We start from the raw sequence: 22,914 nt of genomic DNA, 5'->3' as shown, positions 1-22,914 counted from the left end.
CGGGCGGCTTTACCTGCCTAGAACCTTGGCGATCACGAAAATCAGAGCCGCGCCGAGCAGGCCGCCGCCGAGAAGAATATAAACGAGCGAATAGCCGATTGCGGCGATGGGAGGGAGGATGTGGACGATGTCATTCATAAAACAGTGTTTTCAGTAGTGGTTGCTTGATTACTTGGTAATTATAATTCGGATACACATTCCGCACATCGGCGGAAAGCCGGTTCAGACCGGGCGACCCAAATCGTGAACGAGAAGCTGCTTCTCGGCGTTCCAGAGGCCCTTGAGTTCTTCGACCAGAAGGTCGCGGGGCGTTGATGATATTTTGCTCATGGCTCCCACTGTGGTCACGCAAGGCGGGTGGTTCCCTCGTCGGCCCGAAGTTTTGAAAGAAAAACAGCGGACGGCCACCACCTGTCTTCCGGTGACTCCCAATCGGTCAAAGTCAACTACGTGGCCGGCCGGCCGGGTTCGAACCAGCGGGAAAAGAGCGGGCTTCCCCCTGCAGCCTCGGGATAGATCCGGGCAAGAAGTTTGAGAAGATCTTCCCGCGCCCGTCCGATGCGACTTTTCACCGTGCCCTCGCTGATGCCGAGGGTTTCTGCAATTTCGTCATAGGAGCAGCCCTTGCGATTGCGCAGCGTGAGGATTTCGCTCTGAAGGGCGCCGAGCTCCTTCATGCACGCGGCGACGTGCGCGAGAAATTCGTGTTTCATCGTTTCGCGCACAGGATCGGGATCATCGCTCGCGATAAGGTCCGCGAAGGTCGCGGTGTTTCCGGCATTGAGTGTGCAGTCAAACGAGAGCGTCGCATGGCGGTGGCGGCAGAAGAAATACCAGTAGCGGTTGCGCGAGAGATTGACGGCGATCCGGCGCAGCCAGGCGGCGAACGGGCATTCGCCGCGGAAGAGCGCCAGGCCGCGATACGCGCGGATGAACGTGTCCTGGACGATTTCCTCAGCATCGGCGCGGTTGCGCAGCAGGGAGAAGGCGATGGCGAATAGTTTCCCGCGATGAAGCATGACGATCTCGGCGAAGGCTGCGGCATCCCCGGCGTTCACTCGTTTCACCAGCGTTGCGTCATGCTCTGTCTCCGGACTGGGAATCGTATCGGCAGAACCATGACACGAAGGCTCGGACATGGACGGCCAGCGGGGCTTCGCTTGCGCATCGGCGGCGGGTCGTGGGCCGGGCGGAAGTCGGCCGCATGACGACGAGGGATCGCAAAAACGTCGTAACTTTACCATCAGCCCAAGACTACCCGAACCTGTCCCGCTGAAAATGGGGTGTTATGCTACCAAAGCATGTCGAGGCCGGTTATCAGTTCTACACGATCTGGCCTCCTTCGTTTTTCCAACCCGCGTAACTTCAACGAATAACGGAGCCTGAATTTGTGTGGCTGATGGCATGGCTAAGAATTTGTCAATACACACAAATGCAACCGATCGAGTCCAGAATATGCATACAACAAAAGCCCCCGCAACTTATTCGTTGCGAGGGCTTTTGATAAATGGCTGCCCATTTGAATGCTTTACACGAACCTCCAGCAACTTACGGAGCGAATTTGAATCGAAAGAATGGTGTCTGTCTCGTCTCAACTCTGCGGGACGGCTTACAAAAGCGTCAAGGAATCTCACGGAGTTCGAATCTCGGTATTCAACTCATTGGTCCCATGCGGCGATGTTGTCACGACGGAACAATGTGGGTAACTTGGTGGATTGGTCGATGCGTGCGATTGAGGAGAGAGAAAAGGGGCGAGAGGTGGAGGGGCGGGTATGGTCTTGAATACGATGGCACCAACGTGGAGCAACTTTCGCCCGGCGCCAGAGGCATCGTCCTGCTGCTGCTTTACCTCGCGATCGACCGGCACGACCGCCGCCCTCTGCTGTTGTCCCCTATTGCGTCGCTCTCCGATGGGAGGCTGAGGTCGGTATACATCCAAGGCCAAATATTCATTTCTTCACGAGTAGTTTTGTCAGGTTATCCGTTCGCACAAGCGGCGCTTCCTCAACCTGATGGCCTATCGTCGAGATTTAGAGATTATCCCTAAATAATGTCTGATCGTTGCAGGGAGATCAGGGAGCAGGCGAGGCAGACCAAGCCCCAATAGGAGAGGAGCGATTTTTCATAGCGCACCAGGATTTTTCGGCTGCGCTTAAGCCATGAGAAGAAGCGCTCCACGACCCAACGGCGTGCTTTGAATCCCGGCTGATGTTTGAGAGCCTCGGCCTCCTGCCTGCGGGGGCAAATGTGGGGGATGTAACCGAGTGCGCGGATCAAATCGGCTCGTCCGGTGTAGGCGTTGTCGGCGCAGAGGTTTTCATCCATTTCTTCGCCGTCAGGCTGTTGATGAAGCACCTTGGCCCCGATGAGCTGGCTCACCGTGGTTGATTCGTGCACGTTTGCGCCGGTTATGAACACAGACAGAGGGACTCCACCGCCTTCGGTCAGGGCGTTTATCTTGGTCCCATTTTTTCCCCCTGTCCGTCGGATTGGGTCCGACTGCTTCTTGCGCAAGGGGGGCCTTCAGTTGGGTGGCGTCAATCGACTGCCATTCCCACGCGATCCCCTCCATCTCATCATATTCGGCCAGACCTTTGCGCCATAGTTCCAGAAACACTCCGGCCTTCGTCCAAGCCTGAAAGTAGCGGTGCACGCTGCTCGACCCCACCCCGTCCCTTCCCTTCGTGATGCTGTTCCACTGGCATCCCGTTCGCAACACCCTCACTATCGCCTCGAACACCTTGCGCTTGTCCACCCCGGGACGCCCAGCCCCCGGCCTTCGCTTATACTGCTTCCCCGCATCCCTCTGCGCCTCCTTCGGCAGCAGCGGCTCCACCCGCTCCCACAATCCGTCACTCACTTCCCATCGCTTCGTTCGGCTCATGCTCCTCTCTCTTCTTTCTTCTCCTGAATATCAAGAGTAATTTAGGGATAATCTCTTAGCCGATCCTACATAGACAAGAATCCCACCAATCGCCATCGAGATGATGGGACCGAGCAAATCCCACATCTTTTCTGCGCTTTCTGGTCTCTGCATTGTGACGATGATTCCCACACCAATCAGCAGCGCGACCAAACTGGATACACTCCAGAGGGCTTGGCGCTTCAGTGCATAGCTCAGTTCCGATTTTCGGTCACGGTTGCGCATCGGCGGAGCCCGGGAGGTCATGGGGTCGTTACGCGACATGTTGGCACCGGCCGGCATATCCAATTATGTTGTGATGGCGGGCTGGCCCGGGCTGCGTCGCCCAAAAGTGGTCCCGACACTGTTGGCATTGCGCAGAACCGTGACAAACCTCCGAATGCGCTCGAATATCTCTGACTCCTCTTGCTCCCACCGCTCTCGAACATTCTGTTCAAGCTTCACATCAAACACCACCGGATTCGCCTTCGAACCCTTCAATCGCACTTTCAGAACTCCGTAGTCAGTCGCCGAAGTAAGTTCGGCGACAGCGTCGTATTTTACACGAAGAGCACCGTATAATTCCGCTGAAATCGTGTAGGCGCCCTCGGCGCTAAGCCAATATGGCGTCGCATTTGGTCCGGCTCCTGCTGCCATTTCTAGAACCATTTTCTTCAAATCCAACCCGAAGTGATAACGAGGGGTGCGAGCAGACGGAGCCGGTTTCTGCAGCTCACTACGAATGCATCGCATCGCCAGCCTGCTTGATTGGTAACTACAATCATGCAGGAACGCGTCGATTTCGTCATCGGTAATGCTGCCCAGCGTCGCGGTGATCGTCGGCGTTACATATTTAAGCGCCTCGCTTTCGATCGCCGCAAACGCTTCACCCTCAGCCAAGAGCCGTTCGAGGACTCGGCCCATCTCCTCTGCGTGCTTGAGATAGAAACTACTGGTCGCCCGATTAATCTCATTGCGCGCGAGAAGAAAGTCCGCCCGAAGCAACGGCGGCGCACGCAAGATCGTATCCTCGTGAGCATAGAGCAGGATTTCATCGATTGATCGTTCAAGTCGTCGTGATCTCGGAATCAGGGACGCTCGCAGGTCCGCGAAGGCCGTTTGTAAAAGTGCCGGTAATCGGCCTGCTCTCGCTAGCACCGCTAGCCAATGTAGGTAATGGCTTTCAGGCTTTTCCCATAGTTCCCGCAGGCCGTCACACGATCGTTTCTGTCCATCTTCTTTCGCGATGCGGGAGAATTCTTGCAAATAAAACTCATCGATCAACGGCGAGAAGAGGCAAAAGGACTCCCCTCGGTGCACCACGTCGAGTAAGGCGCAGGCTTCCCAGAGGTATAGTGCCTGATCGTGGGCGTCGTCCTTCGAGTCTTCATCTGCGGCGTATGGATCAAGCGGATCGTATCCGCGATGCATGCGGTAAAAAACTGAATGCCGTTCCCCGTTTCTCTCATAGACGTCAGGCCACGATTCCAGCTCCTTACTGAACCATTTCTGATACGCCTTAGTGCGCTTGGCGATGGCCGCTTGGTCGAGCCCAGCCGCCTTGGCCGCCTCGTCGTCGAGCGATGGCTTGTGAATGGTGCCGTAGATCGATCCGCTCGAAACCTGTCCTTCCGGAACCCAGGCCCAGGAGGAAATGACATCCACTCCCGGATGGGAAAAGGCGAACGCTTTCAGGATGGGTAACATGCTTGGCGTCGCTCGAAACTCCACTCCGGCGCAAACCTCGCGCTGAATACCCAGATGGAGATGATGGGAAAAAAACTTCTGGATCAGCAGAGCGATAAAGGCCGGCGCTGCGCGGCCGGAAAAAATTACGCGCAAACGGGGCAGAAACCGTGCTCGGTCCACGCCACCTTCGGTCTCCGCGAAGGCGAGAAACCGGTCCAATACCACAGCATCGGATCTAAGTCGGGCAATCTCGCGGGAAAGGGCCGCGCGGGTGTAGTCGTCTTCGTTAAGCGCACGTTTTGCTGCCATTATTTACAAATAGTAATAACATATTGTTATTTCAAGAAAAAACCCAAAAAAAGAGAAACGATCAGACCAACGCTCGACACGATACCAAGGCTCCATCGCCGGACAGTGCCTCATGTCTTGCCGGGCAAGTGAGCGTCGCAGTGAACATTCTTGCGCTACCCGCTGCGCATCCATGATATGGGATTCGTGTCGGGAATCCCTCCAGCCCTGCCGGCGGATGAACGTCGCCGCGCCACGGCGACAACGGAGGGCTTTGTGTTCCAATGGTGGTTAACGGTTTTCGCTTGGCTGGAGTTGGGCGACGCGGAGGCGCTTTACATCGAGTCTTCCGAGGATTTCGAGGTCATAACGGCTGCAGTTGTCAAAACCGTGCAGGCGAAAGCCGGAACAAGCCGGTCGCTCACGCTGCGATCCGACGAGGTGGTCGAAGCACTGAACCATTATTGGGCCATGGTGGCCCAAGATCAGCGCGCGGTCAGGTTCGTGCTGCTCCCCGGATCGTCAGCGTATCCGGCAGCGTGTGGCGGAACTCCACGTTGAAGCCGGCGATCTGCATGACGATTTCCGAGGCCCGCTTGTCGAGGAGACGGTCCACGGCCTTGATCAACGCGGCGCCGGCTTCCAGCCGTTCCACGAAGTGACGCCGATCTACGATCACAGAAAACTTATCGCCGCGCGTATCCGCCCGGACCGACAGGTCCTTTTCCATGCCGGCAATTTGCTTCTCCATGAGCGCCACGTCCTCGGTCATGCGGCGGATGCGGCCGCGAGCAGTGTATTGCGCCTCGGCGTGCTCAGCGCGAAGGCGCGAAAACCAGAACCTCAAAGGTCGTGAGGCTCGTCACGTCGTCGTTGTCGGATGCTGGAAGCGACATGCTGGCAGTATTCCAGCCAAGAGAATCACGGACAATCACGAAGGACTGAGGACTTCTCTTGAGGGCGGATCAAGTCCGGATGGGAAGTTATGCGCGGCGAAAACCTCGAAACGCTGGTTGCCCGCGTGCAGGGCATGCAGGAGCGTTTCTAGGTCGACGGCGTTTTCAGGCAGAGCAAGCATCAGGCAACCGCGCTTGTGCGACTGAACTACGTCGAACAGCGCGATGGAGCGGCGGATAAGCTCAGTGATTCCAGAACGCGAGACCATGTCCGGTCCGGCGCGTTCCGGAAAACAACAAACAGGCTCTTACAGACCGGCGGACATGGCGCGATGGCGCTTCCAGACGAGCGTCGTCACCAGAATTCCGATACCACCGAACAAGGCCGCCGAGGCGGGCTCAGGAACCGCGGACGGGGCGATCGCCGTGTCGGTGATCTTGAAGTTGTCGATGAGGAGGGCGCCGGTGAACTCGTTGCCATAGTTGAAGGATATGTTGATATTGTTGATGTCGATTGCTGTGGCGCCTACCCTGGAGCCAGGAACCCAACCATCTGGATCGGGTTGGCCTTTGCCGCCTGCCGCGGGGATGCCCTGTCCGATGCGCGTCGTGCCGAGCCACACGTCCATCGCGCCCGATGCGAGCGTGTAGCCGTCATAGGTGATGGCGGTCGGGGAACTGTTGAACACAATGGACAGAGTGGCGGCCGTGCCGAAGGTGTAATAGGCATCCTCTGACATTGGAGCAGTCGCTAAAGAGGCACCCTTGTTTTGGAATGCGTAGATGCCCTTGTCGTTAAATCTGAGAAGCATACCGAACACCGAGTTTCCACTTCCGGGCCAGCCGTTGCCCAGATAAATGCCCCAGCCGGTGCGTGTGCCGGCGGAGGGGATGACGAAATCAAACGAGAGTGTACCGACTTGGGTGCTGATGCGGTTGGTGCCGGTGGAGAGCCGCATCAAATTGCCGCCCAAGGCATTCGTATCCTCATAACGCAGGTATTGGTTGGTGGTGCCGCGTCCGAAGAGGTTGGTGGTGTCTTGGACAATATTGGTGAAGTAATTGATTCCGTCGTGAACGTCCCCAGACGACTCCGTGTTGAAGGTGTTCGCCCCCGAATAAGCACGTGGCAGCGCGGCTCCGGCTGTGTAGGAATCGAAGTCTTGATAGAAAACGTCGGCGGCGTGAGCTGTCATGCCTCCGACCAAGAACGCGCAGAGCGCGGACAGGATGCGGACAAGCGAGGTTTTTATGTATATATGCATATGCGATCCATTGTTTTGGGTTGATGTTCGGGTTTCTATTTTGCCACTCAGGTGGAGCGGTCAAAAATTTCGGTGGTGATAAGACCTTCGGGTTGAAGACCGGCGAGGTAACGGCGGACGTTTTCCAGTGCACGCGCGCCACAGGCCGGATAAGTGTCGAACGCGGGGCCGCCTATGTGCGGGGAAAGGACTGCGCCGGGCAGCGCGAAAATGGGCGAATCGGGCGGCAAGGGTTCACTGGCAAACACATCGCCCGCCACTCGCAGGCCGTATTCACGGGCCATCTCGACAAGCGCGGTCTCATTCACGACGGCTCCGCGTCCTACGTTTACGAATACGGCTCCGCGCGGCAACGCGGACAACACGGCGGCGTTGACGCTTCCTACGTTCGCCTCCGTCAACGCCTCGCATTCAATAAACACGTCCGCGTTCTCGGCCAGTTCGCGCAACGATGCCGCCGGGGACGCTCCGTGCTTTTGCATGAATGACGGGGGCACGCCCTCTGAGAAGGCCGTCACCTGCGCGTGGAATGGTTGCAGGAGTGCGATAAATTCGCGGGCAATGCTGCCAAAACCGTGAATCGCCACGCGTTTGCCATGCAACGTGCGCGTCGCCAGTTGATGTTTATGCCAATGTTGTTCATCGGCAGGGCGACACATGAATTCCCGCCAGGCACCAAGGTTGCGCAACGCCGCCAGCGCCAGCAGCAACGCATGTTCAGCGACCTGCGGGGCGGCTAGCGTTCCCCAGTTGCTGACTTTCAGACCGCAGGCGATGAGTTCGCGCGTTACGATCTGCCGCACCGACCCCGTCACATGGCATACATAGTCAACCGAGCCTCCTCGCACCGCGGCGTGCCTCTCCGGCAGCGCGGGCGTGTTCCATCCGGTGACGAGCACGCGCGGGCGATGCTCTGCGAGGCACTCGTCCCACTCCGCACGCTCCATCCACGGCGCGTTGATCCAGATGGTTTCGACGGGCAGGCAATCGTTGTGATCCGGGAAAAACAGGCGGCGGTCCTCGTCGGCTAATGTGAATACTACCTGAGCGCCTGCACGGCTCCGTGGCGACGGTATCCCGTCTCCAATGGTGGAGGCAATCTGAAGGGTCTGGAGCATCGCCTGACTGTTCACCGACATGATGCGCACTTGCCAGTGGTGTGTTATTTACACGGGTGAACAGGTGTCATCATTTTATCACTACGAGAGAGAGGCTGTGTAATCGGACGGTGGGAGCCGTCGGCCATGACGCCGTCGCCGCGTTCTCGCGCCCAAGCAAGCAGCCGCGCAGGGTTGCCACCCCACATGCCGGATAGAAATGTCGGCAACGTTCGCGGTTCGCCGTCCAGTTCCAAGCGGATGACCGGGAACATGGGATGTGGTGACGTTTCCGGAAGTCCTTCCAAAATGATGCCTCGCCCGCCGTCATCCCGCCGACAGCTTATTTCCCTGCCGGTGGTCAGCAACGTTGCGCGACGAACCGACGTAGCCAGACCTTGAAAGCGCAAGGTGGAGCCGGGCCAGAAGCGAATGATCAGATACAGCGTATTGCCGCGCCGGGTCTGGCGTCCGAACAGTGTGCATTCACCGACGGCGACGGTCTCCGTGCCGTAAACGGCCTCGCCGTGGATGCGCAACCAGTCTCCGATGGCGTTGCTGCGTTCGACAAATTCCGCCGGAATCCGGCCCTCGGCGTCGGGGCCAACATTGAGTAATAGATTGCCTCCCTGGGTGGACGCTTCGGTCAGCGAATCCAGCAGGACATCCGCGGCGCGCCAGCGTTCTCCGGGACAATATCCCCAGAGTCGCCATGTGCTCACCTGGCACGATTCCCAGAGGCGACCGGGAAGCGCCGTGCTGTGATGCTCCGGCGTGCCGAAATCGCCGCCCGCGCCATACTGATCCTCCTCCACGCCGACGAAACCGAGCCGGTTGTTGATGAGGATGCCGGGTTGCAGGCGGCGCACTTCCTCGACGAGTTCGGCGCTACGCCAATCGGCGGCGGAACCCGGCCACACACCGTCAAACCAGAGCAGGTCTATCTTGCCGTAGCGGGTCATCAATTCGCGCACCTGAGCGTGTGTATAGTTGCAGAAGCGGGCCCATCCGGCGGGATCGTCCTTGGGTCCGGCGAACATCGCCGGGATGCGAAAATCATTCCACGAATAATAAAGCCCCACACGCAGGCCGGCGGCGCGGAACGCCTCGACATACTCGCGCACAAAATCACGGCCCGCCGCCTGGCTCGCGCTGGAGTAATCGGTCGTATCGGTATCCCATATACAAAAACCGTCGTGATGACGTGTGACCAAGACCGCGTAACGAAACCCGCCGCGCATAGCGATTCGCGCCCATTCCCCGGCATCGAATGCGGAAGGATTCCACGCGCAGGCCTGTCGGGCGTATTCGCGCTGGTCGCGCAGATCACGCATGAGAATCTGCTCGCCTCGTCCATGCCGGGAGGCCGGGCCCCAGTGAATAAAAAGTCCATAGGTTGCCTCCCGAAACCATGCGTGCGGATTGGCGGGAGCGGGCCGGTCTTGGTCGGAGGCGTTTTTATGCGGGCTGTGCGGGATCATGGGAGGAAGAGGCTCGCGCGGCTAGGGGCCCCGTGACAACAGGCGTCCTGTTTACACAGGTGAAGATCCCTTCGGTCGTTCACGTGTGTAAATGAACCGGTGTTGGCCAATCTGTCCACGGACGGAAACAGTCGTGGACGTTCATCCATTTCCCCTCCCGCTCCGGTTAACCCTTTTCCGATCATGCACCTCTCATTCCGCCTCGTTCTTCTCTCCGTGCTTTCCGCCGCCACACTCTCGGCCGCCTCGTGGCGCTCGGAACTGTATCCGGAAATCGGCTACTATCCGGAGTCCGCCAATCTCGACACCGGCAAGGTTCTTCAAGATTTGTCCTATGCCGGCTACCACGTGGGCGAGGCGACGATCCCGAACATCACCGGCCCGGTGTATGACGTCACTGCCGCGCCTTATAATGCCGACTCGTCCGGAGCGACCGACGCCACCGCCGCGATTCAGACCGCCATCAACGCTGCGGGTAACGCGGGAGGCGGCGTAGTCTTTCTTCCTGTCGGCACTTACCGGCTCTCCACGGCAGGCGACAAAAACGAGGCATTGTTGATGGACAAACCGAACGTCGTCTTGCGCGGCGCGGGTCGCGGCCAAACCTTCCTCCTGCACGCCTCGACCTCGATGCGTTACAAACACGTCATTCGCGTCAAAGGCTCCTTCAATAGCGCGCCGCTCGCCGTGGGAAACGCCTACGCGCCGCTTTCGCAAGATTTGTTGCATTCGACCAAAACCATCCCCGTCACGGACACCTCCGCGTTCGCGGTTGGCGACACTGTCGTCGTTCGCAACGACATCACGGAGGCCTGGGTGACGGAACACGGCACCGATTGGAAATCCCGCTCCGATTACACTGAAAACGCCGCCAAATTCGGCCCCAACGACTGGCAAAATGAGGAAGCCCGCAGTTCCTCGCCCAACGGCCTGCGCGGTTTGCGTTACCGCCGCACCGTGCTCGCCGTGGACGCCGCCAATAACACGCTCACCGTGGACGCGCCCGTGCGTTATTCGCTGAAATTGCGCGACAATGCCCGCGTCGTCCGTCTCACCGCCGCTCCGCTCTCCGAAGTCGGCCTCGAAGATTTTTCCGTCGGCAACATCCAGCACATCGGCACCACCTGGGACGAAAACGACACGAGCAAATCAGGCACGATGGGTTACGATGTGACGGGTTGTTTTTTCATCAAATTCGAGCGTGTGCGCGATTGCTGGGCACGGCGGATTTCGAGCTATCAACCGTCGGGAAACACCACCACCGCGCACATTTTGAGCGGTGGTATTTCGGCAGAGGATTCGACGCACGTGACGATTGAACGCTGCGCTTTCGGACGTCCCGAATACGGCGGCGGCGGTGGCAACGGTTACATGTTTCAACTCTACAACACTGGCGAAAGTCTCATCCAGCATTGCGAAGCGCGTTTCGCGCGACACGGGTTTCAAATCACAGGAATCGGCGCGGCGGGAAATGTGATTCATAATTGTTTCGACGCGCTGACGGGTCACGCCACGGGCGGACCGAACGCTCCGGCGGGCGGTTACGCGACGGGCGGCTTGGCAAGCGATTTTCACGCGCATCTCAGCCAGGCCAATTTGATTGATGTTTGCACAACCTTGAACAGCCGTTTTGAGGCTCGTTTCCGCGGACCCTCCGGCAGCATTTCGCACGGTCTCAGTGCGATTCATTCCATTTTCTGGAACCTCGAAGGCACCGCCACCAACGACACAGATTGGCCGTCGTGGCAGCCCGTCGTGCTCAGCGAGCAGGCGCGTTTCGGATACGCCATCGGGTCGCGCGGCCCCCGTCCAAATTTGCAGCGCAGAAGCCATCCCGAAGTCAATGTGCTCACCACGCCGGAGGATCACTTCGAGGGCCAGGGCCTGGGCGATACGTTGCAACCGTTTTCGCTCTTCCTCGACCAGCGCGCGCGGCGGCTCAGCTCGCAGGGAAACACAAATTTTTCAAACGATTTTAATGATTACACGAGCGGCTCCGCCCTGCCGCTTTCCTACACGCTAAACGGCTGGTCGCCGCAAACCGCGCCGCAAACAACCGACGACGGCAACACATTGTTTTCGCGCATCGTCACCGACTCGGGAAACCATTTCGGCAGCGGAACGGAAAACCGGTATTTGCGCGTCGCCGACACCAGCAACGCGAACGGCACGGCGAGTTACGGGAATTACAATTTTCTTCTTTCAACGGCATCCAACGCTCTCGGCGGCGAGAGTGATAGCGGCATGTTGGCGTTCGATTTTTACGAGCCGGAAAACGCCGCTGCGCAGGGCATAGGTTGGATGTTGCGGCTCGGCAACGGCTGGGCGGCGAATGGCAACACCGTCTTCGCGCTTTGCATCGGACAGGGTGGCGTGCGGCGCGTCACGGGAACAAACAACGTGCCCGACACGTCGGCCACGCTCGGCGAGTTTTCACAAAACCAAAAGCATACCTTACGAATCGTTTTTAACAGCTCCGCCGAAACGCTCGTTTACAATGGCGGCAGCGTCGCCACGGGCACAATGGATGTCTGGCTTGACAACACTAAAATCGCCTCGGGGGTCGCCGGCAGCGGCGGCAAGGGCAGCGACTGGACGAACGAAACTGCGCCGGTCACCATCAACAACTTTAACATCACGCGCAATCCCGCCAACGGCAGCGCAACAAGTGATTTTGTCGGCGAAATTTTGTTGGATAATTTTTCGCTGACCGACGAAGCCGTCATCCCCCCCCTCTCCGGCGTCGGCGATGACGAGACGGAGGATCCTGAAACTCCGGGCGAACCTGAAATCCCGGAGGAGCCGGGGTCGGCATTGCCGCCGCAACCGGTCGAGGCGCTTTCCATACGCGCCCACGGAAGCGCGGGAACATTCGGCATCCCGGTTCAGTTTTGGGTCGACGATTTTGACGAGCCACTCGAACCGCCATCTGTCGAATGCCGCTTCGGCGACGAGCTGACGTTTGTTGTCGAGTTCGACAAAGCAGTTGCGTCCGTCGGTGCGGCGGAGGTTGTCATCGGTGAGGGTGAAGTCGAGTTGCCCGTGGAAATCGTGGACTATCAGGCCGTCGTCACCGTTACGGGTGTCGCCAATGCGCAAGTGCTGAAAATCCAACTGCAAAACATCATCGCCGAAGACGGCGGAATGCTCGACGCGGTCTCGCTTACGGCGGGCATTTTGCCGGGCGATTTGAACGGCGATGGCAACATAAACATGGTTGACGTCAATTTGTCGCGCAGTCGTTTGGGCACTTCCGTGGATGCTTCCGGATTCCATTTTGATGTGACTTGTGACGGCACTATAAACATGGCGGATGTTAATCGAGAACGCAGCGTTCTAAGTCTTGGAATCCCGCGTTTGCCCGTTGGAGATTGGGGAGTTGGCGGTGACAGTCGTTCGGTCGCCTACAATTCCGGCACACGCGACAGCCGTTATCCGCAGATATGGGCCGAGCAACTTTTGCAAGGCGCGATTACCATCAAAAAAGACAACCTCTCTTCAAAAGGCGGCATCAGTTCGGATCAATTTGTCGCCACCTACCTCACGCCCTTGGTGAACAAACCGACCGTCGGCAGCATCGTTCTCATCAGCGCCAACGACCGCAATATGGGCATCTCCGTTGCGAAGGGGAAAACGAACATCAACACCATTATCGCCGCGCACCAAACGGCGGGCAAAGCACTCATCCTTCTCAACGAATATCCGTTTCAAACTTACGTCGGCGACAGTGACCCCGCCGTCAAAGGCGCGAAACTTGCCGACCACCTTGCCATCCGCGATTACATCGACACCAAACACGATCCCGCGAACGGCGTTTGGGTCGCCAATATTTGGGATGCTATGACGACGGAACCGCGCGGTTTTGTCACGCGCGAGGGTTACTTGAAAACTGACAACGTGCACCCCACGCCTCGCGGCGCGGCGGCGATGGCAAAGGCGATTTTCAGCGCGACCCGCCATAGTTTCCAAAACTACACGCAACTCTTCGAGCGCCCGAACGCGCTCTACAATCCGAACGATTGGTCGGGCTGGACACTGCCAGCGTTGCCTGCCGGCGCCAGCATCGGCGACGAGGTGATTGACGGTGTGGCCGTGCGCAAAGTCATTTTTAACAACGTGACTGGAACAAGCGGCGTTGTTGTGCAATTCAACGGCCCCGTTTCGCTTCACGGCTTCGTTCCCGGAACGAGCAAAGTTGACAGCGTGGTCGGCTATGAAGTGCGACCCGGTTTGACCGGTATCGCCGCCGTGTCCATGATTACCAACAGCAAGAGTGGATGGTTCCCAGTCAAGAGCGACGAAGCCGGCGCGCCCACCGCCAGCGACGGCGGTGACGGCGGTTCGGCCAATCGCGAATATTTCCCCGATTTCGGCGTTCGCGGCGTGTTGCATCCCGCCCTCGGCACGTTGCCGGAGGACGCCACTCGTGTTCTGCAATTGATTCAAATCGCCGGTCGCAGCGCGGACGAACCCATCAACGGCGAAATCTGGTTCTATCTCCCGCAACTCCGCGCCTTCTGAACAAAATCTTCAAAAACCTCCTCCTCCGTCCTCCCATGAAAAAACCACTAAGCAAACCCGTCCTGTTGCTTCTGCTCCTCCTGCTCTCCGCGTTGACCGCGCAAGCCGCCGTCAACTTCGTCACCGACGAAACCAACATCACCATCAACCCTGGCGATACGTTCTCCGTAACCTTACGCGTCGAAGTCACCAACAATGAGCCGCTCAACGCATTTGACTTCTTTTGGAAGGATGCGAACGCATCAGGAAAGTTCAGCCTTATCGGGCGCGACATCACTGGAAGCCCGTTCACCTTTTTAGGAACACCCGTGCTACCGCCTTCAAGTCTCCTTAATCCGGTAAACTCGTCGCCCTTGGGCGCCGCGCTTGAGGACTATTCGGCGGCGATCGGTAATGGCATGTGGTTAATTGGCCGATACAGTTTTCTTGCCGATGCTTCCGCCGTGGGATCTTACGTTCTTCAGACATACAGCCAGCCTGGTGACGGATGGGTGAGCAACAATTTCACTGCGCATGAGCTTGGCCAACATGCGAGCGTTACGATCACCGTGGCCGGTGCGGTTCCCGAGCCGGCGACATCTGTATTTTTAGCAGCGGCAATCGCGCTGACATTTGCCTTCATTCGCCGCCGTCACCCATAGCCTCCTCCCCCTGTCGTCCAATCCAATGAATAAAACAATCCGCCAATTCCTTCTGCCGTTGTTCATTTCCTCGACGCTGCTTGCAGCCGGTGACGGAAAATGGCGTTCCGAATTGTATCCGGAAAACGGAAATAAACCGGAGGCGGCCAATCTCGATACGGACAAGGTGCTCCAGGACTTTTCCTACGCCGGTTATCATTCAGGCGAGGCCGCGATTCCCGACGTGAAGGGACCGGTTTTCGACGTGACCGCTGCTCCTTACTCCGCCGACCCGACAGGCGCGATCGATGCCACCACCGCAATCCAGTCCGCCATTAACGCCGCGGGCAAGGCGGGCGGCGGCGTGGTTTTTCTCCCGGCCGGAACCTTCCGCCTCTCCGTCCCCTCCGAAAAAAACGAAGCACTGTTGATCGACAAACCGAAAGTCGTCCTGCGTGGCGCGGGAAGCGAACATACTTTTTTGCTCAACACTACGTATTCGCTAATGAGATACAAGACGGTCATTCGCGTTCGCAATCCCGGAGACGGTGATCTCTGGCAAGCTGGCTCATTTCAGACGCCACTCTCGCGTGATCTTCTGAACTCAACCACAAAAATTCCCGTGAGCGACGCCCGCCGATTCAAGCCAAGCGACACGGTCATCGTCCGCAACGACATTACCGAAGAGTGGATACGCGAACACAAGGAAACCGCGTGGGAAGGACATGCGGGAGCCAGAACGCTCCGCGGACTGGTCTATCGACGGACCGTTAAAAAAGTGGATATATCCGCGGGCATCCTGACGGTCAGCGCTCCAATCCGCTATTCGTTGAAATTGAGGGACAAGGCACGCGTCGTTTTGCTTGCCAGCGCCCCGCTTTCCGAAGTGGGGCTAGAGGATTTTTCGGTTGGCAACATCCAGCACCCGGGCACCCGGTGGCAGGAGGGGGACAGCCCGGTGAAAGGGATGCCGGGTTATGAAATCACCGACGCATGGTTCATCACGGTCGAACGCGCCGAGGACTGTTGGGTGCGGAGGGTTTCTAGTTTTCAGCCGGAAGGAAATACCTCCACCGCTCATTTGCTCAGTTGTGGCATACGTATTCGTGAGTCAACTCGCGTGACTGTGGAAAATTGTTCGCTCCGACGTCCCCAATATGGCGGTGGCGGTGGAAACGGCTATCTCTATCAACTGTTCGACGCCGCCGAATGTCTCATCCAGCGCAGCGAGGCGCGTTACGCCCGCCATGGATTCCAGATCACTGGCATGGGAGCATCGGGAAATGTGATACACGATTGTCTTGACGCCGAAACGGGCCGTGCCACGGGCGCGACGGGCTACTACAAAACGGGCGGGGCGGGGAGCGACCACCATGCGCATTTCAGTCAAGCCAATCTGATTGATGTGTGCACGGCAGAGGACAGCCGTTTCGAGGTGCGTTACCGGCCCTATGGCAGCGTGCCGCAACACCGGCTTGCAGGCGTTCATTCCGTTTTCTGGAACACGCGCGGGATGACTGGAGAAAAAGGCCAGAAATGGGCCGCCGTCGTTCTCAGCGAACAGGCGCGTTATGGATACATCATCGGCACGCGCGGCGAATGCACCCGCGTAATCCTGAAACATGATTTCCCAGCCGGCACCGACCCGATCGACTATCTCGAAGGCGAGGGTAAAGGCGACACTCTTGAACCGTTTTCCTTGTTCCAGGATCAACGCTTGCGTCGGCTCGGCTCTGTCGCCGTTCGAAATTCCAAGACAAAGTAGACGGATGTTTTTCGCTTTCGCCCCCCTGACTAATGTCTGCCAATTCGACTCCCCAAGCCACACCGAATTCTCCTCCGAAAAAAACGTGGCGGGCGGGAATGTTGACCTACACATCGGCGGGGTTGGTAGCGTTGTTTTTCTGGCTGTTGTGGGGGGATTTCTCTTGGTCGATGCGGGAGCGGTCCGCAGGGCCAATGGCGCAATGGTATTTGAAACACCTAGGGGTTTCAAATCTGGTCTTTGCCCTGCTGATTAGTTCGTTTCCTGCGGCGATTGCGCTGCTTATCGGGCCGATTATCAGCATGAAGTCCGACCGGCATCGTGGACCGCGTGGACGGCGGATTCCGTTTCTTCTGGTCACAACACCTGTCGCCGCACTCGGTATGATCGGCATCGGACTGAGTCCGATTTTCGGTCCAATGCTGGGCGGATTTTTGGGCAGACTCGGCGTCACGCTCGACGACCGGATGGCTTCGCTGGTTTGCTTCGGAGTGTTCTGGACTGCGTTCGAGTTCGCAACCATCGCTTCTTACGCGGTGTTTGGCGGACTCATCAACGATGTCGTGCCCAAGGAATTGCTGGGACGTTTTCACGGCCTGTTCCGCATCGTCAGCCTGGTTGACGGCATGATTTTCAACTACTGGTTAATGGGAAAAGTGGAGACGCATTTCACGATCCTGCTGGTTTGCATCGGCCTCTTTTACGGGGTGGGATTTTTGTCGGTCTGCCTGAAAATTCGCGAAGGCAAATACCCTCCCCTCCCCTCTCTCTCTCCACCGAAGCAAGCGGACGGCGGCGGAAGTGGAGGCGGGCTGGCGGCGGGCTTTGTCACCGGTGCGCGAACCTACTTCCGCGAATGTTTTTCGCGCTCATATTACATCGGTGTTTTTCTGTTTTTTATGCTGGCCGCGCTGACCTTCATGCCGGTCAACACCTTTATTATCCCCTACGCGAAAAGCATCAATATGAGCATGGACGACTATGGGAAGTGCATGTCCCTCTCATTTCTCATTTCCCTCGGGCTGGCATTTTTTCTCGGCTGGTTGTGCGACGTTTTCCATCCCCTGCGCATGACCATTGCGACGCTAACCGGCTACGCGCTGGTGTTGCTATGGGGGGCGTTTTTCGCTCGGACGACGGGAAGTTTCGCGGTGGCCATAGTGCTGCACTGCGTACTGAGCGGGTGTTACTGGACATGCGTCGCCTCGCTCGGACAGCGTTTGTATCCTCACATAAAATACGCACAGTTTTCTTCGGCTGGCGGCACCATGACAGCGATCGGGAGCATGGTTTTTAATCCGCTGGTCGGCTCGCTGATAGATTGGACGGGCAATGTGTATTATCACACGTTTACCGCCGGGTGCCTGATGGCACTTCTGTCCGCCGGAATCGGACTACTGGTGTGGCGCGAATTCAAAAAATTCGGCGGACCCAAAAATTACATCGCGCCGGAATAATACCCTTGAAACGGCGGCGATTTACAAAAAAACACGCCGCTTCGACAATCGTCCGTTTACCGTCCGGTTATGGAAAACACTTCCACAAGTTCGCTCGGAGTGAGGATAGGGATGCGATGTTTTTGTAGAAAGTCCACGATGCGAACGAAATTGTCCCAACGCTCGTCTTTCCACGAACCCGGATGCCCCTGAATCACGTAAAAACGCCGGCCTTTGGCTTTGCCGATGTAGCCGGAAATGAATTTTTCCGGGTTTGGCACGAAAGTCGGATCCTCGATGTTCACGCCGAAAACGCGGTCGAGAATGATTTTCCCGGAACTCGTGTCGCGGGGATTTCCGTAGAGGAAAATCTGGATGTCGGAGTCCTCCGACAACACGCGCATCGTGGCCGGGTCGAAACCATTGAAAGGCGAGCCGAAGATGGTGAATGCGAAGCCGAGTTTTTCGCGGGCGAGTGTCTGGGATTTTTCGAAATGTTCCTTCTGGTGCTCGTAGGACGTGCCCTTGAACTCCTGCAACTTCACGCCGCCCTCCTCCCACATCCGGTGATCGTATCCGTGAAACCAGAATTCAATGAGGCCGGTTTTCTGAAGCTCCTTGATGTAGTTAAAGTAGGCGGGTTTATCGCCTTCCAGAGAGTTGGCGATAACGCCGATGGATATTTTTATTTTACGTTCGAGGGCAAAGTCGGTGAGTCGTTTCCATGCGGGCGGAACAATGTCCTTGCGAGTGGTGAGATCGTCGAGCTTCAGCACAATGGCCGGCAGCGGGTCGGGCAATGTCGAAGCGTCAAAGACTGGCGTGTCGGATGACCTGGCCGGACGAGCCGACGTCTCGGCAAAGCCGATTGTTGTGGCGACGATAGAAATAAAAAGAACCGGGAGGAAACGGATGTTTGTCATGGCGTTGGGCTGACGAGTTCGAGACGGTCGAGATTCAGAGGCGAGGTGGGGCGCGTCAGGCGGATTTCATGTTCGCCGGCACTGAGTGAAAGGAGAAGCGGGGAACCGTCGGGATTGGAGAGATCGTGTTCCTTCCAGTTGTTGGTGTAAATCCAACTGCCGGTGCCGGGCAGCGAAAGGCCGAGGGCGTCGGCTGATGGCGCGGCTCCGTCAATCAGGAGGGCAATTTTGGTGTTGTTGAGCGCGGCGCAGTAACGAATGCGCAAATGCCATGTGCCGGAAACGGGCACCTGGACTTTCCAGACAATGGTGTGCAGCGAACTGTCCTGTCCGAAACCGCCGAGGGATTTTCCGAAATTGCCGGTGCGATTGGAGATTTTTGTCATGCCGTAAAGCTGTTGGGAAAAGTCCTCGGCCTCGATAATCACGCGGCTCGCGGCGGGAACGGACGTCATGCGTTTTGCTTCGCGGACGGGCAACGGTGGCAGGGGCCGGGGGGGAGGGGAGGGATTGTGGCGAACATCCGCCGATAAATTTTTTCCCGCCGACGGAGCCCGAAATTCGTCGCTGATTTTTCCGGATTCGCGGCGAACCAGCGACACGCTTGCGGGCGCGTTTGCCTCCACGCCGGTGGCGCGGATTTCGTCAACCCAACCGTCGCCGTGAATTTCGTAATGGTCGTTGCCGATTCGTTTCAGGACGGGCGTTTTTTTCGTTTCCGGGAAACGCGGGATGAACAGCGAACGGAAGCTCACGGATTTGCCGGCGGGCGCGTCGAGCGCGGCGGCGTAGCTCTTCAGGCGGTTAGCGGGAACGTCGTTGTGCGGGCTGAGCGGAGTGCGCCGGGCGAGCGTGACGCTGATCGGTTCGAGCAACGTGACGTCGAGCGAACCCGCCGCGCCGCGGATGTTCGCCTCGTGCTGCCGCACTGGGGCGTCCGTGGGAAGTTGCAGGAGCCATTCGAGTTTACCCGCGACGGGGAACGTCGCGTCGTCGAACACCAAAATGTAATCGCCGCGACGGTGCAGGACGCGCCGCCAGATTGAGCGAACATCCGCGTAGGCCTCGCCAAGATCCAACTCCGTCCAGAGAGTGCGAGGGGTGGATAGAAAAGTGCGCACGGTGGAACGGGATTGTTTTGCGGAGAGTTGGTTGCGCCCGTTGACGAGGAGAGTTGTGTGCGACTCAGTGGCGTTTGAAAAATAATTCCAACGGCTTCCGGACTTTCCATTTTTCCCGTAAAAATCCCAGAAATCGGCGTTGCCATTGCCGGTGCCGTAACCGGGCGCGGGAAGGAGCCACTCGCCGCCGAAGGCAAAGGCAAGCGCACCGGCATCGAGGTGGGAATGATTGCGGTTGGTGTATCCAGATTTTATGGACAACTGATAATCGCCCGCGCCCCAGCCGCTCCGCGTGTCCACCACGTCAAGGTCGCGCAAGTGACCGTCGAGTTCGACTGGCGGGTTTGCGGGAACGGCGAGATCATGCCAGAGCCAGTTCCACGCCACTACGTCCAGCCCCCGCTGGGGCGGGAAGGGCAGACGGGCAGCGAGGTATTGCGCGGACGGGTCGCGGTATTGGGCGGCGAGGCGGTTGAGGATGTGGTGCGGGCCGCTGGAATCGCGGGCAACGGTGTCCCCCCACGGGAGCGTGCTGGCGAATCCGGGAGAGGAAGCGTGGAGGCGGTAAGTGGACATGTTGCGAAGCCAGGCGCCGGCGTAATACGGTTCCACGTCAATGATGCCGCGGACGCCTTCGAGATATTGCAGGATGAAGCTGGCGCTGTAGGACCAGTAGGAAACGCCCTCGTAAGAGCTGCCGTCGGAGTGGAAATGCCGCGCCACTTCGTCGAAGTTAAGCTTGGCGGCGGCAAGCCATCGGGGGGCCTCGTCGGGAAGCGCTTCGAGAAAGGCCGCTCCGCATATCCCGACGCCGACGGCGTTGATGTGGTTGTGATTGTCTTGGTAAAGGCCGGCCCAGTAGACGCCTCCGGAAATCGCGTCGCACAAAATGTTCACCCGTTCGCGGACGGTTTGGAGGATTAGTTCGCTGGCGGCCGCGTCGTCCCGCCAGATGTCGGGATTCCACGTCCAAGTGATGGCGAGGGCGCGGGCGGCATGACCTGCGGCGAGATCCTGATTGGCTTTGCGCACGCCCGGCTCCTCCGCGCCCCAATGCGGGAAGCGGCAAAGCGCCGTAGCGAGTTCTCGGATACGATTGCGCAGCGCGGCCGCCTCCGGTTTCACGGCGGCGGCAACAGAGAGCAGCACGAGTTGATCGGCAAGCTCGCCCATCCAGAGTTCCTGCCGCGTGTTGTAGGGACTTTGATACCAAGCTTTGGCGAGTTCCTCCGGCGTACGGTAAGGGAGAACCGGCAGTTCGAGAACAAGGGCCGCCTGCTCAAGGAGTTCTTTGTGGAGCGCGACAAGACTTGGTTCGGCGGAGGCGGCGCGGGCGTTGATCCGTTCGCGGCCATTTTCGCCTGCGCCCACAAGGACGGCGTGGGTGCGAGCGTTGCGACGCCAGGTTTCGGCTTCCCTTTGCGCAAGCGTCGCAACGGCGGCGGGATCAACCGGAATCGCGGCGCGAACAGCGGAGACAAGCAGCAGTGTGGCCGCGATGACATGGAGAAAGCATATCGTTTTCATTTCGGGTTTCAGCAGTCTGATTCTTCGCTGTTGATTTTCAGGGACGGGTTTTGTCCGGCGTTCAGGCGCGTTCGGCCTCGATTTGTTCGAGCGACTTGCCGGAGGTGTCGGGCATGAAAAAGAAGCCGACTGCTCCGCTGATCAGGAGAAACAGTGTGAGCAGCCCGGCGATCAGGCGAAGGTCGGTGTGGGCCAGCATCGGCACAAAGAAACTCCAGATGGCAAGCAGCGTCCGCGCCGTTCCAAAGGTGAAACCTTGCGCGGTGCCGCGCAGGATCGTGGGAAAAAGTTCCTGGCTGAAAACCTTGTAGAACGCCTCGCCGGCCAGCGCACAGCCGCCGCCAAAGAGCGCGATATTCAGGAGCGCCGTGGTCATGGTCAGCGGAAAAACAAGGAACAGTCCATAGCTGATGACCTGCGTGACCGCGCCTATGGCCCAGAGCGTCTTGCGAGTCTTGAAACCGCGGTCGGAAAACCGCATGAAAACCGTGATCGTAATGATCATGGCCATGATGAAATTCGCGCTGGAGACCAGCACACTGGCCCCCTGACTGCCGGCGTTGAGCGTGCTGATGATGTAGGGGTTGAACTGCCCGGCGGTGCCGGCGGCGAGATTCCAGAAAAGGTAGATCGCTCCCGTCCAGACAAGGGCGCGAAGATTGGCACCTCTGAAAAGATTGCGTATCTGACGCTGGGCTTTGGTCGTTGAACGTGCGGCGTTTTTCCAACGGACGGACTCGGCCAGGCCGCGCCGCAGCGCCCATGTGACGACAGCGGCGACGAAGAGATGCAGAAAGACGATGCGAGCGCCGATAATTTTGAAACCGAGTACCTCGCCTTCGTTGAAGGGAGTGAGCAGCCATGCCAGCACGAGAACGATCACGGGGCCCAAGCTCCACGCGACTTGGGTGAAGCCGAGCAACTTGCCGCGGGCATTGGCCGGGGCAAGCTCGCCAACCAGCGCGAGGGAGGTGGGCACGTCAATGCCCACGGCAAGGCCGACGACAAAGGTTCCAACGAGCAGCATCGGCCAGTTTATGGCCAGAGCGATGCACAGAATGCCGGCGGCATAGACCATGAGGTCGTACTGGTAGATAAACTTGCGACCAAGCTTGTCACCAAGCCAGCCGCCGAAAATGGCGCCGATGGCGCAACCGAGGGCATTGGGACCGATCGCGCCAAGGAAACCGATCGCGCGGTCGGTCAGCCCGAGGTAGGTCTGAAACAGCGCGAGGCCGGCGCCGAGGGCGACGATGGAGCCGGCGTCAAGATAGGAGGCCATGCCGGCGAGCGCGGACCATTTCCATTGCTGGCGGGTGATGATTCCGGTGTCAGGACTTAGCCGGGCATCGGCAGGAGCGGAGGGCGGAGGATTCATGGGGG

17 protein-coding genes are annotated in these 22,914 nt (G+C 58.4%); 4 read left to right on the top strand and 13 right to left on the bottom strand.

Annotated elements, in window-relative coordinates:
* Positions 1-9: 9 nt before the first annotated feature.
* The 10 genes from OBACDRAFT_RS30440 to OBACDRAFT_RS00570 form a co-directional block, all read right to left on the bottom strand.
* Entirely contained in the window at positions 10-138 is a 129-nt protein-coding gene (locus tag OBACDRAFT_RS30440; RefSeq protein ID WP_269799043.1) for a hypothetical protein, read from the bottom strand.
* Between the two features lie 308 nt (positions 139-446).
* A complete protein-coding gene (locus OBACDRAFT_RS00615) occupies positions 447-1,139 on the bottom strand; it encodes an RNA polymerase sigma factor (RefSeq protein ID WP_081721730.1) in 693 nt (230 codons plus the stop codon).
* Between the two features lie 904 nt (positions 1,140-2,043).
* Positions 2,044-2,884, bottom strand: a protein-coding gene (locus OBACDRAFT_RS00605; RefSeq protein ID WP_088179263.1) for an IS5 family transposase whose coding sequence is annotated in 2 segments (ribosomal slippage) — positions 2,044-2,475 and positions 2,477-2,884 — 840 coding nt in all. Because the reading frame shifts where the segments join, the coding sequence is not laid out codon by codon here.
* 30 nt (positions 2,885-2,914) lie between these two features.
* Positions 2,915-3,148 carry a hypothetical protein gene (locus OBACDRAFT_RS00600; protein WP_157836850.1) on the bottom strand — a complete coding sequence of 78 codons (234 nt, stop codon included), beginning with the start codon at positions 3,146-3,148 and terminating at the stop codon, positions 2,915-2,917.
* A gap of 63 nt (positions 3,149-3,211) precedes the next feature.
* On the bottom strand, positions 3,212-4,900 hold the full coding sequence (locus tag OBACDRAFT_RS00595; RefSeq protein WP_043581994.1) for a hypothetical protein: 1,689 nt from the start codon (positions 4,898-4,900) through the stop codon (positions 3,212-3,214).
* Positions 4,901-5,375: 475 nt separating this feature from the next.
* A complete protein-coding gene (locus OBACDRAFT_RS00590) occupies positions 5,376-5,651 on the bottom strand; it encodes a hypothetical protein (protein WP_157836849.1) in 276 nt (91 codons plus the stop codon).
* 159 nt (positions 5,652-5,810) lie between these two features.
* Complete coding sequence (locus tag OBACDRAFT_RS00585) at positions 5,811-6,044, bottom strand: hypothetical protein (RefSeq protein ID WP_043581990.1); 234 nt, start codon at positions 6,042-6,044, stop codon at positions 5,811-5,813.
* Positions 6,045-6,083: 39 nt separating this feature from the next.
* The gene (locus OBACDRAFT_RS00580) at positions 6,084-7,040 is read right to left on the bottom strand and encodes a hypothetical protein (RefSeq protein ID WP_043581989.1); all 957 of its coding nucleotides are present in this window, start codon (positions 7,038-7,040) and stop codon (positions 6,084-6,086) included.
* Between the two features lie 47 nt (positions 7,041-7,087).
* Positions 7,088-8,179, bottom strand: coding sequence for a hydroxyacid dehydrogenase (locus OBACDRAFT_RS00575; RefSeq protein ID WP_232766458.1), 1,092 nt, complete (start codon positions 8,177-8,179; stop codon positions 7,088-7,090).
* Positions 8,180-8,202: 23 nt separating this feature from the next.
* Positions 8,203-9,618 (bottom strand): alpha-L-fucosidase, encoded by a 1,416-nt coding sequence (locus OBACDRAFT_RS00570; RefSeq protein ID WP_081721729.1) that lies wholly within the window; start codon positions 9,616-9,618, stop codon positions 8,203-8,205.
* Between the two features lie 183 nt (positions 9,619-9,801).
* Between OBACDRAFT_RS00570 and OBACDRAFT_RS00565 the strand changes: the two genes are divergently transcribed.
* The 4 genes from OBACDRAFT_RS00565 to OBACDRAFT_RS00550 all read left to right on the top strand — a co-directional run bounded on the left by OBACDRAFT_RS00565 (position 9,802) and on the right by OBACDRAFT_RS00550 (position 17,981).
* Positions 9,802-14,139, top strand: a complete 4,338-nt coding sequence (locus OBACDRAFT_RS00565) for a glycosyl hydrolase family 28-related protein (protein ID WP_043581987.1) — start codon at positions 9,802-9,804, stop codon at positions 14,137-14,139.
* Between the two features lie 35 nt (positions 14,140-14,174).
* Positions 14,175-14,780: a hypothetical protein gene (locus OBACDRAFT_RS00560; RefSeq protein ID WP_043581986.1), complete on the top strand. Its 606-nt coding sequence runs from the start codon at positions 14,175-14,177 to the stop codon at positions 14,778-14,780.
* 25 nt (positions 14,781-14,805) lie between these two features.
* Positions 14,806-16,524, top strand: coding sequence for a glycosyl hydrolase family 28-related protein (locus OBACDRAFT_RS00555; RefSeq protein WP_052360792.1), 1,719 nt, complete (start codon positions 14,806-14,808; stop codon positions 16,522-16,524).
* 98 nt (positions 16,525-16,622) lie between these two features.
* A complete protein-coding gene (locus OBACDRAFT_RS00550; RefSeq protein ID WP_232766466.1) occupies positions 16,623-17,981 on the top strand; it encodes an MFS transporter in 1,359 nt (452 codons plus the stop codon).
* Between the two features lie 56 nt (positions 17,982-18,037).
* Here the strand turns inward: OBACDRAFT_RS00550 and OBACDRAFT_RS00545 are convergent, their stop codons facing one another.
* From OBACDRAFT_RS00545 to OBACDRAFT_RS00535, 3 genes are all read right to left on the bottom strand, one after another.
* Positions 18,038-18,883 (bottom strand): DUF2334 domain-containing protein, encoded by an 846-nt coding sequence (locus OBACDRAFT_RS00545; RefSeq protein ID WP_052360791.1) that lies wholly within the window; start codon positions 18,881-18,883, stop codon positions 18,038-18,040.
* A complete protein-coding gene (locus OBACDRAFT_RS24750; RefSeq protein WP_052360790.1) occupies positions 18,880-21,531 on the bottom strand; it encodes a heparinase II/III domain-containing protein in 2,652 nt (883 codons plus the stop codon). The genes OBACDRAFT_RS00545 and OBACDRAFT_RS24750 overlap by 4 nt, the downstream gene beginning before the upstream one ends.
* A gap of 61 nt (positions 21,532-21,592) precedes the next feature.
* On the bottom strand, positions 21,593-22,909 hold the full coding sequence (locus tag OBACDRAFT_RS00535) for an MFS transporter (protein ID WP_052360804.1): 1,317 nt from the start codon (positions 22,907-22,909) through the stop codon (positions 21,593-21,595).
* Positions 22,910-22,914 lie beyond the last annotated feature (5 nt).

The organism is Geminisphaera colitermitum TAV2 (assembly GCF_000171235.2).
Lineage (GTDB): Bacteria > Verrucomicrobiota > Verrucomicrobiia > Opitutales > Opitutaceae > Geminisphaera > Geminisphaera colitermitum.
This window is presented reverse-complemented; position numbering and strand designations above follow the sequence as displayed.

Excerpts from the sequence above, each read along its gene's own strand:
- OBACDRAFT_RS30440 (WP_269799043.1), bottom strand. The coding sequence starts at position 138 with ATGAATGACATCGTCCACATCCTCCCTCCCATCGCCGCAATCGGCTAT.
- OBACDRAFT_RS00595 (WP_043581994.1), bottom strand. The coding sequence starts at position 4,900 with ATGGCAGCAAAACGTGCGCTTAACGAAGACGACTACACCCGCGCGGCC.
- OBACDRAFT_RS24750 (WP_052360790.1), bottom strand. The coding sequence starts at position 21,531 with ATGAAAACGATATGCTTTCTCCATGTCATCGCGGCCACACTGCTGCTT.
- OBACDRAFT_RS00615 (WP_081721730.1), bottom strand. The coding sequence starts at position 1,139 with ATGTCCGAGCCTTCGTGTCATGGTTCTGCCGATACGATTCCCAGTCCG.
- OBACDRAFT_RS00580 (WP_043581989.1), bottom strand. The coding sequence starts at position 7,040 with ATGCATATATACATAAAAACCTCGCTTGTCCGCATCCTGTCCGCGCTC.
- OBACDRAFT_RS00570 (WP_081721729.1), bottom strand. The coding sequence starts at position 9,618 with ATGATCCCGCACAGCCCGCATAAAAACGCCTCCGACCAAGACCGGCCC.
- OBACDRAFT_RS00545 (WP_052360791.1), bottom strand. The coding sequence starts at position 18,883 with ATGACAAACATCCGTTTCCTCCCGGTTCTTTTTATTTCTATCGTCGCC.
- OBACDRAFT_RS00565 (WP_043581987.1), top strand. The coding sequence starts at position 9,802 with ATGCACCTCTCATTCCGCCTCGTTCTTCTCTCCGTGCTTTCCGCCGCC.
- OBACDRAFT_RS00590 (WP_157836849.1), bottom strand. The coding sequence starts at position 5,651 with ATGACCGAGGACGTGGCGCTCATGGAGAAGCAAATTGCCGGCATGGAA.
- OBACDRAFT_RS00600 (WP_157836850.1), bottom strand. The coding sequence starts at position 3,148 with ATGCGCAACCGTGACCGAAAATCGGAACTGAGCTATGCACTGAAGCGC.
- OBACDRAFT_RS00550 (WP_232766466.1), top strand. The coding sequence starts at position 16,623 with ATGTTGACCTACACATCGGCGGGGTTGGTAGCGTTGTTTTTCTGGCTG.
- OBACDRAFT_RS00575 (WP_232766458.1), bottom strand. The coding sequence starts at position 8,179 with ATGTCGGTGAACAGTCAGGCGATGCTCCAGACCCTTCAGATTGCCTCC.
- OBACDRAFT_RS00535 (WP_052360804.1), bottom strand. The coding sequence starts at position 22,909 with ATGAATCCTCCGCCCTCCGCTCCTGCCGATGCCCGGCTAAGTCCTGAC.
- OBACDRAFT_RS00585 (WP_043581990.1), bottom strand. The coding sequence starts at position 6,044 with ATGGTCTCGCGTTCTGGAATCACTGAGCTTATCCGCCGCTCCATCGCG.
- OBACDRAFT_RS00560 (WP_043581986.1), top strand. The coding sequence starts at position 14,175 with ATGAAAAAACCACTAAGCAAACCCGTCCTGTTGCTTCTGCTCCTCCTG.
- OBACDRAFT_RS00555 (WP_052360792.1), top strand. The coding sequence starts at position 14,806 with ATGAATAAAACAATCCGCCAATTCCTTCTGCCGTTGTTCATTTCCTCG.